Raw genomic sequence first — 15,329 nt, forward strand, 5'->3', positions numbered from 1 at the left:
GTGCGAAGTGCCGACACGGGACGGCATTGAGGACAATGCGGTGCTAACCGTACGATCCGGCACAAAAATTGTCGGTGTCCTGGCGTTGCGGATGCGTGTCTGAGGGAAGGTCGGGCGTATGTCCGATGGCCTGTCGGCGGCGCTGCTGGAGTTGCGGCGTCAGCTCGACCACGATCTGTTCCCGCTGGCGATCGGCGACGTCGCGGCCGACCGGCGCGCGCTCAAGGAGCTCACCGGCCAGCTCGACGACTACCTGCTGCCGCGGCTGGCCGCCATCGACGCGCCGCTGCTCGCCGTGGTGGGCGGCTCGACCGGCGCGGGCAAGTCCACGCTCGTCAACTCGCTGGCCGGGGCGGACGTGACCGAGGCGGGCGTCCTGCGCCCGACCACGCTCGCGCCCACCCTGGTCACCCATCCGGACGACACCGACTGGTTCGTCGCCACGCACGTGCTGCCCGGCCTGCCCAGGGTCACCGGCCGGGGACGCGGCGAGCCCGGCACGCTGAAGGTCGTCACGACCACCGCGGTCCCCCCGGGGCTGGCCCTGCTCGACGCGCCCGACATCGACTCGATCGTCACCGCCAACCGCGAGCTGGCCGCCCAGCTGCTGGCCGCCGCGGACCTGTGGCTCTTCGTCACCACCGCCTCCCGGTACGCCGACGAGGTGCCCTGGGGGTTCCTGCGCACCGCCCGGGAGCGCAGCACCGCCTTGGCGATCATCCTCCAGCGGATGCCGCCGGACGCGCGCGAGCCGGTCAGCCGGGACCTGACCCGGCTGCTCGGCGAGAACGGCCTGGCCGGGACCCCGCTGTTCGTCGTGCCCGAGCTGGCGCTGCCCGCGGAGAGCACCCGGCTGCCCGCGGACTCGGTGCAGCCGGTCAAGCAGTGGCTGGCGGGGCTGTCGGCGGACGCCCAGGCCAGGTCCGAGGTCGTCCGGCGGACGCTGTCGGGCGCGCTGGACAGCCTCGCCGTACGGGTGCCCGCGCTGGCCGACGCGGCCGACCGGCAGCGGCTGGGCGCCGACGAGCTGCGGGCGCTGGTCGACAAGAGCTACGGGTCCGGGATGGCCGCGTTCGACGAGGGCATGCGCGACGGCACGCTGCTGCGCGGTGAGGTGCTGGCGCGCTGGCAGGACTTCATCGGGACCGGCGACCTCATGCGGTCCCTGGAATCGCGCATCGGCTGGCTCAGGGACCGCATCACCGCCGCCTTCAGCGGCCGCCCGCCGACCGACAAGGAGCTGCGCACGGCGCTGGAGAGCGGCGTCGAGTCGCTCATCCGGGCCGTCGCCGACGGGGCGGCCGAGCGGTCGGTGGAGGCATGGCTGGCCACCCCGGCAGGCCGGGACCTGCTCGAACGCGCGGGAGTCGCGACGTCGGGCCGGCTCGGGCGCGCGTCGCCGGAGCTGCGGTCGCGCGCCGAGGTCGCCGTGCGCGACTGGCAGGGGTACGTCCTGGAACTGGTCAGGACGGAGGGCGCCGACCGGCGCGGCGTCGCCCGGGCGACCTCGTTCGGCGTCAACGGGCTCGGGCTGCTGCTCATGATCGGCGTCTTCGCCTCCACGGGAGGGCTCACCGGCATCGAGATCGGTATCGCGGGGGGCACCAGCGTGCTCAGCCAGAAGCTGCTCGAGGCGGTCTTCGGCGACCAGGCCGTCCGCAAGCTCACCGACAACGCCCGCGCCGACCTGCGCCGCCGGGTGCACGAACTGCTGGACGAGGAAGAGGGCCGGTTCACGTCCCTCCTGGACGGCCTGACCGGCCCGGATCCGGGTGCGCTGCGCGCCGTCGCGGACGCCGTGCACGCGCACCGGCTGGAGCTGCCGGAGGGAGAGGCACGGTGAAGGTGCTGCGACGTAAGAGCGCCGTGTCGCTCGACGAGCGGCTGACGGCGCTCGGGGCGGCCGCCGGGCTGGCCGAAGGACGGCTCGACGAGACGGCCGTCGCACGGGCGCGGGCGGTCGTCGAGCGGGCCGGCGCGCGCGCCGCGCTGTCGGTCGACCACACGGTCTGCGCGCTGGCCGGGGCCACGGGCAGCGGGAAGTCGTCGCTGTTCAACGCCATGTCCGGGACGACGCTCGCCGCGGTCGGCGTGACCCGGCCGACGACGTCCGCCGCGCAGGCCGCGCGCTGGGAGCCCGAGGGGTCCGGGCCGTTGCTCGACTGGCTGGACGTGCCGAGACGGCACACCGTCGACGGCGACGCCGACCTCTCCGGGCTGGTGCTGCTCGACCTGCCCGACCACGACTCGATCGAGATGACGCACCGGCTGGAGGTGGACCGGCTCGTCGGAGTGGTCGATCTGCTGGTATGGGTGCTCGATCCCCAGAAGTACGCCGACGCCGCCGTGCACGAGCGGTACCTGCGTCCGCTCGCGCGGCACAAGGACGTCATGGTCGTGGTGCTCAACCAGGTCGACCGGCTGCCGGAGAAGGCGGTCGAGAGGTGCCTGGACGACCTGCGGGGCCTGCTCGCGGAGGACGGGCTCGGCGGGGTGCCGGTGGTGGGGGTGTCGGCCCGGACCGGGTCGGGCCTGCCGGAGCTGCGGAAGCTGCTGGTCGACCGGGTCTCGCGGCGGCAGCTCTGGGCGGCGCGGCTCGCCGCCGACGCGAGCGCGGCGGCCGACGGGCTGGCCGAGTCGGCCAACGTGGCGGCGGCGGAGCAGGGAAAGCCGGTGGACCGCCTCGCCGAGCCGCTCACGGCCGCGCTGGCGCTGGCCGCCGGGGTGCCCACCGTGGTGGCCGCGGTCGCCAAGTCGCACCGGCACCGGGCGGTGGCGGCCACCGGATGGCCGGTCACGCGCTGGCTGCGCCGGCTCCGGCCCGACCCGCTGCGCCGGCTCCGCATCGGCGGCGGTACGGGGCGGACCTCGCTGCCGGTGGCCTCGGCCGTTCAGCGGTCCGGGCTGGAGGTCGCGGTGCGCGACGTCGGTTCCGGAGCCGCCGACGGGCTGCCCGAGCCCTGGGCCCGCGCCGTCCGGGAGGCGGCGCGCGCCCAGAACGACCAGCTCGCGGACGCCCTCGACCAGGCGGTGGCGTCCACCTCGCTGGGCGCGGCCCGGCGACCCCGGTGGTGGTCCGCGGTCGGGATGCTCCAGTGGCTGATCTTCGCCGCGATGGCGGCCGGCGGCCTCTGGCTGTTCGCCCTCTTCCTCGTGGGCTACCTCCAGCTCCCCGAGCTGCCGACTCCCAGGCTCGGCGAGTTCCCCTGGCCCACCGTGCTCTTCCTCGGCGGTGCCCTCACGGGGGTCCTGGTGGCCTTTCTCGCGCGGGGCGCCGCCTGGCTGGGCGGCCGCCGCCGGGCGCGGAAGGCGGCCAAGGTCCTCCGCTCGGCGGTCGCCGACGTGGGCACCCGCCTCGTCCTCACCCCGGCCGAGGCCGAACGCGCCCGCTTCGCCGATTTCACCGGCCACCTCACCACGGCCCGCACCGTCTGACCCCGGGCCGCCCGTCCGCACGAGACGCGCACCGCCCGGTGGCCGCATGAGGCCACCGGGTCTCCGCTTCCGCAGTACTCGCTCGTACCTGTCCTCGCGTCCTATCTCTGAGGTCCCTATCCGCCTCATGAGGGACGCGTGGGCTTCCTCATGAGCGATACGGGGGCGACTTGATCTTCAATGTGAGGAGCAGCATGCGTATCGCACGCCTTGCGGGCGCGACGGCGGCCGCCGGTGCGGTCGTGCTGGCCGGCGCCACGCCGGTCTTCGCCACCGCGCCGGTACCCAGCGTCACCCCGAACACCATCCAGGTCGAAGGAGGCTTCACCGCCACCCTGACCGGCTGCGACGCCGAGGAGGCCTCCATCGAGACCGACCTGCTGGAGGGCCCGTCGGAGGCACTCGACAAGAAGGCCACGGCGGGCACGTTCAGCAAGACCTTCGCCGGTACGGAGAAGACCGCCGAGCCGGGCAGCCACGCCGTGAAGTTCACCTGCGGCGAGACCCCGGCCGGCTCCGTGAACATCACCGTCGTGGCGAAGCCGCCGAAGCCGCCGAAGCCCGTGTTCGCCGCCGACATCACGCCCAACCCGTTCCGTGCCGGTGACAGGCTGACGCTCAGGACCAGCGGCTGCCCCACGGTCCCGACCGTCGACGACGTGGACGGGCTGTTCACCGGCCCGCTCGTGCTCAAGAAGGCCGGCGGGCTGCGGCACAGCGGCAGTGCCGTCACCAAGGCGACCCTGCCGCGGGACAAGGTCTTCCGCGTCATCGTGAGCTGCGAGAACGTCGGCAAGTTCACCTTCACCGTCCGGCCCGGCAAGAAGACCGCCAAGCACTCCGGCGGGCAGACCGGTGTCGTCCCGGTCGGCGGCATCGACACCGGCGACGGCAGCAGCCTGCGCACCGGTGGCTCCGCCGTCCTGCCGCTGACGGCGGGCGGCCTGGCCGTGGTCGTCGCGGGCGCCTCCGTGCTGGCGTACCGCCGCCGGAAGGCATCCGAGGGCGCCTGAGGATGAGGATCGCGCACCGCACGGGACACCGGCCGGCACGCCTGGCGGCCGGTGTCCTGCTGATCGCCGGTCTCGGCGTGGCGGGCTGTGGCGACGGCGCGGGCTCCGCCGGCCCCTCGCGACCGGTGCCGGGCACCGCGCGGGCTCCGTCCACGGCGACGCCCACGGCGGCCGCCACGGCACCGGGCGCGAGGCCGCAGGCACTGAGCCGCTCGCAGCCGGTCCGGCTCGTCATCCCGAAGATCGGAGTGCGGGCGCCGGTCTCGACGCTGGGCCTCAAGAGCGACGGTTCCATCGAGGAGCCGCCGCTGTCCCAGCCCGGCCTGACCGGCTGGTACCGGCTGGGTCCGACACCGGGCGAGCTGGGGCCCGCCGTGATCGCGGGACACGTGGACGCACACGGCGGTCCGGCCGTGTTCGCCCGGCTCGGCCGGTTGCGCGAGGGCGACCGGGCCGAGGTCACCCGCAAGGACGGGTCGGTCGCGACGTTCCGGATCGACACCATCGAACGGGTGCCCAAGAACGCGTTCCCCAGCCGGAAGGTGTACGGCGACATCGGCTTCCCCGGGCTACGGCTCATCACCTGCGGCGGAAGCTTCAACCGGAAGACCGGCCACTACGTCGACAACGTCATCGCCTACGGAAGCCTGATCTCCACCCGGGCCTAGGACCGGTCCGCGCGCCGGTGCGCCTACTCAGGCCCGGTCGAGTATGCGCACTCATGTCCCCGGCGGCGCGGGCGGCCACGATCGCAGGATGAACAGCGCCACCGAACTGGCCGCCCGTACCCCGGCGAGCCGCGACCGCTACGTCGACTTCCTGCGGGGGTTCTCGCTGGGAGTCGTCATCGTCGGGCACTGGCTGATGGCCGTGCTCCTCGTCGGCCCGGGCGGGCAGGTCACCCCCGCCAACCTGCTGGCGATCATGCCGTGGGCACAGCCGTTGACCTGGCTGTTCCAGGTGATGCCGCTGTTCTTCTTCGTCGGCGGGTTCTCCCATGCCACCGCGCTGCGCCGGGGACCGTCGTACGGGGAGTTCGTCCGGGCCCGGGCGTCCCGGCTGCTGATCCCCACGGCGGTCTTCGCCGCGGTGTGGCTGGGCGTGGCGGTGGCCGTGGAGCTGGCCGGCCGGGACACCGGGCTGCTCACCTACGCCACCCGGACGGTCGCCCAGCCGCTGTGGTTCGTCGGGGTCTACCTCGCCGTGGTCGCGTTCGCTCCGCTCATGCTCCGCCTGCACCGGGCGTACGGCATGGTGGTCCCGGCCGGGCTGGCCGCGGGGGCCGTCGCCGTGGACGTGGCCCGGTTCCAGGGCGGGCTCGGTCAGATCGGCTATCTCAACCTGCTGCTGGTCTGGCTCGCGGTGCACCAGCTCGGTTTCCACTACGCCGACGGCCGGCTCGGCCGGCGGGCCGCCGCGGGCATGACCGCCGTGGGCCTGGCCGCCGTGCTGGCGCTCACCGTCCGCGGGCCGTACCCGATCTCCATGGTGGGGATGCCGGGGGAGCGGATCTCCAACATGTCACCGCCGACCCTGGCACTGCTCGCGCACGCCGTATGGCTGATCGGGCTGGCGCTGCTGGTCCGTGACGCGATCAGCCGCGGCCTGGCCCGGCCGCGGGTGTGGGCCGGGGTGATCGCGGCGAACGGCCTGGCGATGACGGCGTTCCTGTGGCATCTCACCGCGCTGTTCCTGGCCGCGGCCGCGCAGCTCGCCCTCGGCCTGGCGCAGCCGCCGGTGGGCAGCGCCGCGTGGTGGCTGCTGCGGCCGGTCTGGCTCGGGCTGCTCGCGCTGGTCACCGCGGGTCTGGTCACGGTGTTCCGCCGCGCGGACCGCACCCGTGCGCTCGGTGGGCGGGCGTACGGCCCGGCGCGTTCGGCGGTCGGGATGGTGCTCTGCCTCGTGGCGATCCTCGGCTTCTCGGCCGTGGGGTTCGGCGGGCCGCTGGCCGGGCGGACCGGGCACCTGCTGATGCTTCCCGTGACCCCCGTGTCGTGTGCCCTCATGCTGGCCGCCGGAGCGGTCCTGCTCGGGCTGACCACACGGCGGGTCCGCTGAGCACCCGCCGCACGAACTGCCCGGGAGTGAGGCCGGTGGTCGTCGCCGCGTTCAGCACGAGGGAGAACCTCAGCCGTCCTCGCCGTCGCGGTGCGGCGGCCGGGCCTGGTCGAGCAGCGCCCGTACCAGCTCGGGGTCCGGTGCCGCCGACGGGCGCCGCTCCAGCAGGGCCTGCGCGTAGGCGTCGTCGTAGCCGGCCAGGATGAACAGATCCATCACCGTCGACCGGTCGCCGTCGGGGACCAGGCCGATCAATGCCATCGCTCCGGCGTCCGGCGGCCGTAGCAGCCGCCGGTCGCGGTCATCGACGCGCCGCGGATCGAAGCCGAGTTCGGCCGCCGCCAGCAACCGCCTGGCCAGTTGCAGATCACCATCGGCCAGCTCAACGAAGTACAGCACCTCTTCCGCGGCGGCGGACGCGTCAGTGGTACCCCCGGTCGTATTCATGAGCGGGATCTACCCAGGTCAGGACCCTCTTCATGCCACCCTCGCCCACATCCGCCTGGCGGCCCTGGACCACGTGCGGACCGGCGGTCAGACGGACGCCAGCAGTTGCCAGCGGCCACCGTGCCCGGTGAGCCGGACCTTGGCCAAGGGGGGTACGTCGACGCGCCAGTACGAGGCCGCGGGCGCGTCCAGGACATGCAGGACCGCCGCCCGGATGACGGCGGCGTGGGTCACCGCGCTCGCCCTCCCCACGTGGTGGAGGCGGCCGGCGAGCCAGCCGGCGGTACGGTCGATCAGCTCGAGCACCGACTCCCCGCCGTGGGGGGCCGCGGCCGGATCGCTCATCCAGGCACCGACCGCGCCGGGCTCGGCAGCGTGGACGTCGGCCAGTGGCCGGCCGCGCCAGCGGCCGAAATCGCAGTCGCGAAGGCCGGGGTCGGGCTGGGCGCTCAGTCCCAGCGCCGCCGCGGTCTGCACCGCGGCCGGGGCCGGGCTGCACCAGGCCATGGTCCCTGCCGCCGTGCCGGCGAGGGCCGCGGCGGCCGTGGCCGCTTCGCGCAGGCCCCGTTCGGACAGCGGTTCGCCGGCCGGGAACACCGCCCCCGGCGTCGCGGCGGTGGCGCCATGGCAGAAGAGCGTCAGCCGGACGGTCATCGGTTCGGCGCGGGGTCGAGGGGCAGCGGGGTGATGACGATCGTCTCCTTCGGGCGGATTGACGTGCGGTGCCACGCCGTCGTACGGTCCAGGCGACAATCGTGACAATACGGAGAAGCCAGCGAAAATCTGGCACGGCCGCGCCACTGTGAGCAGACCCCTCGCCGGATCTGTGAGTCAGACCCCGTGCTGTCACGGCCACCACCGATCGGGACGCGTGCAATCCCGAAGGAGGCCCTGCCGTGGCTCATGCCGCCGTTCCCCCCACGTCCCAGTCCCAGCCGCTGCCCATCCGGATACCGCTGCGCGAGATCCTCCCCTGGGCCGTCTTCGCCGGGTTGCTGGCGCTGATCCTGCTGTACTTCGTCGGTGCCGAACAGGGTGCCACCTCTCTGCTGTCCGGCGGCAACGTGCACGAGTTCCTGCACGACGGCCGGCACCTGCTCGGCTTCCCCTGCCACTGAACGGCCGGGGACTCCACAGCATGACCATGAGAACGCTGCTGGTCCGCGGCATGCTCGCCGGACTGGCCGCCGCCGTGCTCGCGCTGGCCTTCGCCTGGGTCTTCGGTGAACCCCAGGTCGAGGGCGGCATCGCCTTCGAGCACCACCAGGCCGCCCTCGCGGGGGCCGTCCACGAACACGAACTGCTGTCCCGCACCGCGCAGAAGACCGCGGGCCTGGCGGTCGGCGTCCTGGTGTTCGGCGTGGCGCTGGGCGGCCTGTACGCCCTGGCGTTCGCCGTCGCCTACGGCCGCATCGGCCGCTTCAGTGCCCGTGCCACCGCGGCGCTGGTCGCGGCCGGCGGGTTCGTCGCCGTGGAGCTGGTGCCTTTCCTGAAATATCCCGCCAACCCACCTGGTGCCAACGATCCCGACACCATCGGCACCCGCACCACCCTGTACTTCGCGATGATCACTATCGCGATCGTCGTCTCGATCGCCGCCGTCCAGACCGGGAGGCGGCTGGCACCGCGGCTGGGAAACTGGAACGCCACCCTGGCGGCGGCCGGGCTGTTCGCCGTCCTGGTCGCCGTGGCCTACCTGGTGCTGCCGTCGGTCGAGGAGACGCCGGCGGCATTCCCGGCCGGGGTGCTGTGGCGGTTCCGCCTCGCCTCCCTCGGCATCCAGACGGTCCTGTGGACCACCCTGGGCCTGGGCTTCGGGGCGCTCACCCAGCGCGCTCTCACCCCCGGGCGGGAGCCGGTGGCGGCACCGACCTGACCCAGGTCGACGCGCGACCCCGGCGCCCGCTCAGCGGGGGACGTGGCGATGGTCCAGCCGCTCCGCACGGAGTGCGGAGCGGCGGATCTTGCCGGCGTCGTCGCGGAGCGGCCGGGTGACCCGTTCGAAGGTGCGGGGGAGTTTGTAGCCGGCCAGCCGCTCCCGGAGGTGGGCGAGCAGCTCGGTGTCGGAGACGGGGCCGCGGATCTGGATGATGGCGTGCGGTACGGAGCCCAGGTCGTCGTCGGGCAGCCCGATGACGGCCGCGGAGCCGATCGCGGGGTGCTCCTCGAGGGCTCCCTCGATCTCGGCCGGATAGACGTTGGAGCCACCGACCAGGATCATGTCGGTCTCCCGGTCGGTGAGGTAGAGGTAACCGTCGGCGTCGAGGTGGCCGAGGTCGCCGAGGGATTCCCAGCCGGCGTCGTTCGCGGTGGTCGCCCCGATATAGGTGTAGGTCGGCCCGGAACCCGGGCGCATCCATACCCGGCCCGGCTCGCCGGGCCCCAGCGTCCGGCCGGCGTCGTCGCGGATCTGGATCTCGCCGGTGATCGGGCGGCCGACCGAGCCGGGGTGGGCGAGCCATTCGGTGCCGCTGATCAGGGTGGCGGCCTGGGCTTCGGTGCCGGCGTACAGCTCCCAGATCCGCTCCGGTCCGAGCCAGTCGATCCAGGCCTGTTTGAGCCACGGTGCGATGGGCGCCCCGAGGTGGAACACGATGCGCACCGAGGACAGGTCCGCCGAGCCGCGCTGAGCCTCGGGCAGCCGCCAGATGCGGTGCATCATGGTCGGTACCGCGTAGATCCAGTCCACCCGGTGCCGCTCGGCCAGCCGCAGCACCTCGGCCTCGTCGAAGCGCCGCATCAGTACGACGTGGTCGCCGAAGAGCAGGGCGGAGGCCAGCCCCATGAAGGGGGCGTTGTGGGTCAGCGGCGCCGACAGCAGGGCGACCCGGTCCTTCTCCATCTGGGCGGCGAGCCCGTACAGGCAGGCCTGCTCCAGGGTGCCGGGGGCGGTGGTGGCGATCAGTTTGGGTTTGCCGGTGCTGCCGCCGGAGGCGAGGATCTTCCACGGCCGCGGGACGACCGGCGGCGGCGCCGTGGCGGGCCGGCCGGAGAGGTCGTCGGCGGGGGACAGGCCCTCTCCTTCCTCCGAGATGACGATCTTCGGTTCGGCCAGGGCGAGGACGGCGTCCCGCTCGGCGGCGGGCATCCGGGCGGCGACGGGCAGGGGGGTGCCGCCGGCCTTCCAGGTGCCCAGCGCCGCCACCACGAAGTCGATGCCGTTGGGCAGCACGATCGCGACCCGGTCGCCGACGCCGACCTGGCGTTCGAGCAGGGCCCAGGCGAACCGGTTGGCCCGTTCTTCCAGCTCACGGCGGGTCAGCGTGACCGATTCGCAGGTCAGGGCGGGACGATCGGGCTGCTCGGCCGCGAGCCCGGCCAGCGCCGCACCGATGGGAGTGCCGAGCTCTTGGGTCATGGAGATTCCTCCCGGGCGGCCTTCTCCCCGAGGCTAGGTCATCGGCCAAATGCCACGGCGTCCCGGCCCGGACACCGCTTCGAAGGCGGCCGTACGGCCAATCCCCCTGCGACGGCCGCGCCGGCCTGGAGGATCACCTCCAGCTTTTCCGGCTATATCGGGAAAGTAGATCTTTGCTCCGTCTTGGGTGTGCTGTGCCCTGGTAACGGAGCACATGACTTAAGAGGGAGGAATACCCTCACTCGGGGGTTTAGGTGTGAACTGGGCTGGATCTTCGATGCGTGCCCGTCTGACCGTGGCCGGCAGCGCGATCGCGGCACTGGTGTGCGTCGGGGTCAGTGCGCTCTTCATCGTCATGCTCGGCAACAGGGAGGCCGAGCAGGCCGCCCTGCGCGCCGCCGGAGCGACGGAGGGGGTGCTGTCCCTGATCAGGCAGGGACCGCTGCCGCCGGTGCTGCCGGGCGGTCAGGACGAGGCGATCCAGGTACTGGACGAACGTGGCCGCGTCATCGCGGCGACTCCGCCACTGGTCGGCAAGCCGCCGATGGCCACCTTCCGCCCGATCGGCGGTGAACCGCGCACCACCAGGACCCTGTGCCCGCCTGCCGGTCTGCGGGGCTGCAGGCATGTCCTGGCGGCAGACGTCACGCGCCGGCCGGAGGGCACGTTGCGGATCTACGCGGCCGCTCCGATGAACTTCTGGTACGGCAACCGTACGCTGCTGAACCTGGTCGTCGGCGCGTCGATGCTGATGACCGCGCTCATGGCCGTGTGGACCTTCCGCTCGGTCGCCAGGACCCTGGCTCCGGTGGACGCCATCGCCGCCGAACTGGCGGAGATCACCGCCACCGACCTCCACCGCCGCGTTCCGGTGCCCGCGCACCAGGACGAGATCAGGTTCATGGCGGAGACGGTCAACGGCACCCTGGACCGCCTTCAGGGGACCTACGAGCAGCTGCGGCGCTTCACCTCCGACGCCTCCCACGAGCTGCGCAGCCCGATCACCGCCATCCGGACCCGGCTCGAGGAGGCTCTGCTCTATCCGGACGACACCGACTGGCCACAGATGACCACGGCCGTGCTGACCAGCGTGGAACGGTTGCAGGTGCTCATGACCGACCTGCTGACCCTGGCCAGGCTGGACGCCGACGCGGCCCTCGACCGCCGGCCCACGGACCTCGCCCGGCTGGTCACCGCCGAGCTGGACCGCCGCACGCACCGGGTGCCGGTCCACACGGATCTCCAGGAGGGGGTCGTCACCGACTGCGACCGGCCGCGCCTCACCAGGCTGCTGAGCAACCTGCTCGACAACGCCGACCGTCACGCCACCTCGCAGATCACCGTGGTCGTGCGGAACGACGGCCCGGCGGCGGTCGTGGAGATCGCCGACGACGGCCCCGGCATCCCCGCCGAGCTCCGCGAGTCGGTCTTCGGCCGTTTCACCCGGCTGGACACCGCACGCAGCCGCGACGCCGGGGGCACCGGCCTGGGCCTGCCGATCGCCAGGCAGCTCGCACAGGCACACGGTGGCTGCCTGACCATCGAGGACAGCCCGCGCGGAGCCCGTTTCGTCCTGCGTATGCCCAGATACGAGGGTCCCCCGGCACGATGACCGCCGGTCGGGACGCCCGCCGTCCCGGGGCGTTACCGTGAGAGCGTGACAGACATCCTCGCCCAGGTCGCGGCCGCCGCCGGGCAGGCCCGTGCCGCCGCGGACCAGCTCGCCGCGGCCGACGACACGGCCGTCAACGCCGCGCTGCTGGGCATGGCCGACCTGATGCGCACCGCCGGACCGGCCCTGCTCGACGCCAACACCGCCGATCTCGCCCAGGGCGCGGAAACCGGCATGCCGGCCGCTCTGCTGGACCGGCTCCGCCTGGACGAGACCCGCCTGCGGGCCATGGCCGACCAGCTGCGGACACTGGCCGGCGTCCCCTTCCCGCCGGCGCGCCGGACGGTGCGCACCCTGCCCGGCGGCCACCGGGTGCAGGAATGGCGCCGCCCCGTCGGAGTGATCGGCGCCAACTACGAGGCCCGCCCCAACGTGACCGTCGACGTCGCCTCGCAACTGATCAAGTCGCGTAACGCGGGTGTCCTGCGCACCGGCGCCGCGGCCCTGCGCAGCGCCGAAGCCCTCCTCGACCACGTCGTCACCCCCGCCCTGTCCCGGGCACACCTGGACCCCCACGCCATCGCGTTGGTCCGGACGCCCGACCGGGAGGGCGCACAGGCCCTGGTCTCCCTGCCCGGCCTCGTCCCGCTGGTGATCCTGCGCGGCAGCGGGGAGAGCACCTGCCGGCTCGACCGGCTCGCCGCGAGCCACGGCGTACGCACCCTGGCGCACGCCGACGGCGGAGGCGTGCTCTACGTCGACCGGGACGCCGACCTCGCGACCGCGCTCGCACTCATCGAGGAGGGCCTCGACCGGCTCGGTGTCTGCAACCGCCTGAACCTCCTGCTGATCTGCCGGGAGGTCCGTGACCGGATGCTCCCCGAGATCGAGCGGCACCTGGAGAAGCTCGGCATCACGCCGGCCCTGCCACCGCACGACCGTCCCCGCGGGACCGAGTGGGCGCTCGTCGCCGGCGAGGAGGCCACCGTCACGGTCGACGTCGTCGCGGACGCCGCCGAGGCGGCCCGCGTCGCCAACGAGGAGACCTCGGGCCTGGCCGCCACCATCGTCACCGAGGACCCGCGCACCGCGGACGCCTTCATGGGCGCTTATCGGGGCACGGGCGTGCTGTGGAACGCCACCACGCGGCTGATCGACGGCCAGCGGCTCCTGGGAGTCCCCGAGACCGGCATCAACATCGGCGACGCGCCCGGCCCCAGGGGCCCGGTCACGTTCATGGACCTTTACGTACGCCAGTTCGCCGTGCTGCCCCCGGCCGGGCCGGAGGCCGGGTCGCTATCCCCCTGACGGGGCCGCGGTCACGTATCGGATACACGCCTTCAGGGCGCTCTGCGTCCTGGCCGGATACTGCGTGGCCGGCGGGGCCGCCGTCTGCCCGGGTCCGGGGACGTTCACACCGTGCCGGCGCATGCAGGCGACGAAGGCGTTGAGGGAGCTCGGAACCACTGAACCGCGGGGTGCCGGGGCGGCCCCCGTCCCTGTCCGGGGGACGGCCGGAGTGGTGGAGGCCGTGACCGGTGCGGAGACCGGCCCTGAGGTCACCGGCGGTGAGGGGACGGAGTTCCGGCCGCCGGCCTCCGTGCCGCCGTCGCCACCACAGGCGGCGACGGTCAGCACCGGGACGAGCAGCAGGACCGGCACCAGCTGTCGCTCGAAGCGCCTCTCACCCTGTCTGGAACGCATCTCTCACCTCGCTGACGTGTGACGGGAACCCCACCCTGGCCCGCACCGCTCCGCAGGGATAGTGCGCGGCAGCCAGACTCCGGCGTGCCGGCACTCACTTCACGCCGGGCGATCACCGTGCACGGAGGCTCATGGTTCCGCGCCCGCAAAGGTCGCGCAAAGTCTCACCGGGCTGCTCTCGGACGCGGCCAGCGCGGCGATGATGATGAAGAAGGCGGGGGTGGACCGGCTGCCCGCCCCTCGACAGGGCCCCCCACGGCTACGGGATCTTCCAGAAGAAGGCGGACGGAGCGATCGAAGTTCCGCTGAATCCCTGGCGGGTCACCCGGTGGCGGGCTCCATGCGGTATGACGGTCGCGGTGGGATCGCCGGATCATCGCGCGGCCGCCGGGCAGGCGTTCAGAGAGAGGTGGACGGGTGCGGAGTTTCGGGGTCGAAGAGGAGCTGCTGCTCGTCGCCCCGGACAGCGGCGCCCCGGTCGCGCTCGCGGGGGCCGTCATCAGCGAGGACGTCAACAACGCGCCCCAGTCCGAGCTCCAGCAGGAGCAGGTCGAGACGGGCACCGCGCCGTGTACGACGCTCGACGAGCTGTCGGCCCAGCTGCGGGCCCGCCGGCGCGCCGCATCGAGGGCCGCCGAGCGCAGGGGCGCGGAGGTGGCGGCGCTGGCGACGTCACCGGTCGCGGTGACGCCCTCGACCACCCCCTCCGGCCGGTACCTCGAGATGGTCGAGCTGTACGCGCTCACCGCCCAGGAGCAGCTCACCTGCGGCTGCCACGTCCATGTGAGCGTGAGCTCAGAGGACGAGGGGGTCGCGGTCCTGGACCGCATCCGTCCGTGGCTGGCCCCGCTGCTGGCCATGACCGCCAACTCGCCCTTCTGGCAGGACGGCGACACCGGATACGCCAGCTACCGGCACCAGGTGTGGGGGCGCTGGCCGTCCGCGGGGCCGACCGAGCTGTTCGGCTCGCCGCGCGCCTATCACGACATCGTGCAGACCATGATCGAGTCGGGTGGCCTGCTGGACGAGGGCATGATCTATTTCGACGCCCGCCTGTCGCGCCGCTACCCGACGGTGGAGATCCGGGTGGCCGACGTGTGCCTGCGCAGTGAGGACGCCGTCCTGCTGGCCGCGCTCGTGCGGGCACTCGTGGAGACGGCCGCGCGGGCCTGGCGGGCCGGCGAGCCGCCCGAGCCGACCCGCATGCCCCTCCTCCGGCTGGCCTCCTGGCGGGCCAGCCGGTCCGGGCTCGACGGTGAGCTGGTACATCCGCTCACCGAGCGGCCGGCCCCCGCCGATCTCGTCGTGCACGCGCTGCTCGATCACCTCACCCCGGCCCTGGCCGACGCGGGCGACCTCGGCCTCGCCACGGACCTGACCCGCCGGCTGCTGAGCCGGGGCAACGGCGCGACACTGCAACGCCGCGTTCACCGGCGGACCGGCGATCTGGCCGCCGTCGTACGGGCCGCCGTGACCTGCACCCTCGACCTCTGAGCAACGGTTCCACCGGGGGCGCTTCAAGGCACGACCGGGCTGCCGCAGAAGGGCGATGGCCGGGGTTTTGGCGACGCCACCAGGGGCAGGGCCGCCTGAGACCGGTACCGATCAACGGAGACGCGGCCGGTCGCCGCCGGTCGGCGTCCCGGGAGAGGGACCGTGCACCGGCGCCCGGCGGGAGGAGCCCGGGATGACCGGTGAGCCG

13 protein-coding genes are annotated in these 15,329 nt (G+C 73.4%); 10 read left to right on the forward strand and 3 right to left on the reverse strand.

Annotated features, from left to right (window positions below):
- Positions 1-118 precede the first annotated feature (118 nt).
- From ACRYCC_RS11075 to ACRYCC_RS11095, 5 genes are all read left to right on the forward strand, one after another.
- Positions 119-1,843 carry a GTPase family protein gene (locus ACRYCC_RS11075; RefSeq protein WP_433810943.1) on the forward strand — a complete coding sequence of 575 codons (1,725 nt, stop codon included), beginning with the start codon at positions 119-121 and terminating at the stop codon, positions 1,841-1,843.
- Positions 1,840-3,435, forward strand: coding sequence for a GTPase (locus ACRYCC_RS11080; RefSeq protein ID WP_433810945.1), 1,596 nt, complete (start codon positions 1,840-1,842; stop codon positions 3,433-3,435). The genes ACRYCC_RS11075 and ACRYCC_RS11080 overlap by 4 nt, the downstream gene beginning before the upstream one ends.
- Positions 3,436-3,629: 194 nt before the next feature.
- Entirely contained in the window at positions 3,630-4,448 is an 819-nt protein-coding gene (locus tag ACRYCC_RS11085; protein WP_433810947.1) for a GVDTG sorting domain-containing protein, read from the forward strand.
- Between the two features lie 2 nt (positions 4,449-4,450).
- Positions 4,451-5,116, forward strand: a complete 666-nt coding sequence (locus ACRYCC_RS11090) for a class F sortase (protein WP_433810949.1) — start codon at positions 4,451-4,453, stop codon at positions 5,114-5,116.
- Positions 5,117-5,204: 88 nt separating this feature from the next.
- A complete protein-coding gene (locus tag ACRYCC_RS11095) occupies positions 5,205-6,506 on the forward strand; it encodes an acyltransferase family protein (protein WP_433810951.1) in 1,302 nt (433 codons plus the stop codon).
- Between the two features lie 69 nt (positions 6,507-6,575).
- Here ACRYCC_RS11095 and ACRYCC_RS11100 read toward each other — a convergent pair whose 3' ends face one another.
- Together ACRYCC_RS11100 and ACRYCC_RS11105 are read right to left on the reverse strand one after the other, a co-directional pair.
- Positions 6,576-6,953, reverse strand: coding sequence for a hypothetical protein (locus ACRYCC_RS11100; protein WP_433810953.1), 378 nt, complete (start codon positions 6,951-6,953; stop codon positions 6,576-6,578).
- An 87-nt stretch (positions 6,954-7,040) separates the two neighbouring features.
- Positions 7,041-7,607 (reverse strand): histidine phosphatase family protein, encoded by a 567-nt coding sequence (locus ACRYCC_RS11105; RefSeq protein ID WP_433810955.1) that lies wholly within the window; start codon positions 7,605-7,607, stop codon positions 7,041-7,043.
- Positions 7,608-7,849: 242 nt separating this feature from the next.
- On the opposite strand from ACRYCC_RS11105, the gene ACRYCC_RS11110 reads away from it, so the two are divergent.
- Together ACRYCC_RS11110 and ACRYCC_RS11115 are read left to right on the forward strand one after the other, a co-directional pair.
- Entirely contained in the window at positions 7,850-8,071 is a 222-nt protein-coding gene (locus ACRYCC_RS11110) for a CbtB domain-containing protein (RefSeq protein ID WP_433810957.1), read from the forward strand.
- Positions 8,072-8,091: 20 nt separating this feature from the next.
- Positions 8,092-8,829, forward strand: a complete 738-nt coding sequence (locus ACRYCC_RS11115; RefSeq protein ID WP_433810959.1) for a CbtA family protein — start codon at positions 8,092-8,094, stop codon at positions 8,827-8,829.
- 30 nt (positions 8,830-8,859) lie between these two features.
- Here the strand turns inward: ACRYCC_RS11115 and ACRYCC_RS11120 are convergent, their stop codons facing one another.
- Positions 8,860-10,311 carry an AMP-binding protein gene (locus tag ACRYCC_RS11120; protein WP_433810961.1) on the reverse strand — a complete coding sequence of 484 codons (1,452 nt, stop codon included), beginning with the start codon at positions 10,309-10,311 and terminating at the stop codon, positions 8,860-8,862.
- Positions 10,312-10,588: 277 nt separating this feature from the next.
- Between ACRYCC_RS11120 and ACRYCC_RS11125 the strand changes: the two genes are divergently transcribed.
- The 3 genes from ACRYCC_RS11125 (at position 10,589) to ACRYCC_RS11135 (ending at position 15,121) form a co-directional block, all read left to right on the forward strand.
- Entirely contained in the window at positions 10,589-11,923 is a 1,335-nt protein-coding gene (locus tag ACRYCC_RS11125) for a sensor histidine kinase (protein WP_433810963.1), read from the forward strand.
- A 45-nt stretch (positions 11,924-11,968) separates the two neighbouring features.
- Complete coding sequence (locus ACRYCC_RS11130; RefSeq protein WP_433810965.1) at positions 11,969-13,231, forward strand: aldehyde dehydrogenase family protein; 1,263 nt, start codon at positions 11,969-11,971, stop codon at positions 13,229-13,231.
- 813 nt (positions 13,232-14,044) lie between these two features.
- Entirely contained in the window at positions 14,045-15,121 is a 1,077-nt protein-coding gene (locus tag ACRYCC_RS11135) for a glutamate--cysteine ligase (RefSeq protein WP_433810966.1), read from the forward strand.
- The last annotated feature ends 208 nt before the right edge of the window (positions 15,122-15,329 follow it).

The organism is Actinomadura scrupuli, assembly GCF_050971785.1.
GTDB classification, from domain to species: domain Bacteria; phylum Actinomycetota; class Actinomycetes; order Streptosporangiales; family Streptosporangiaceae; genus Actinomadura_E; species Actinomadura_E scrupuli.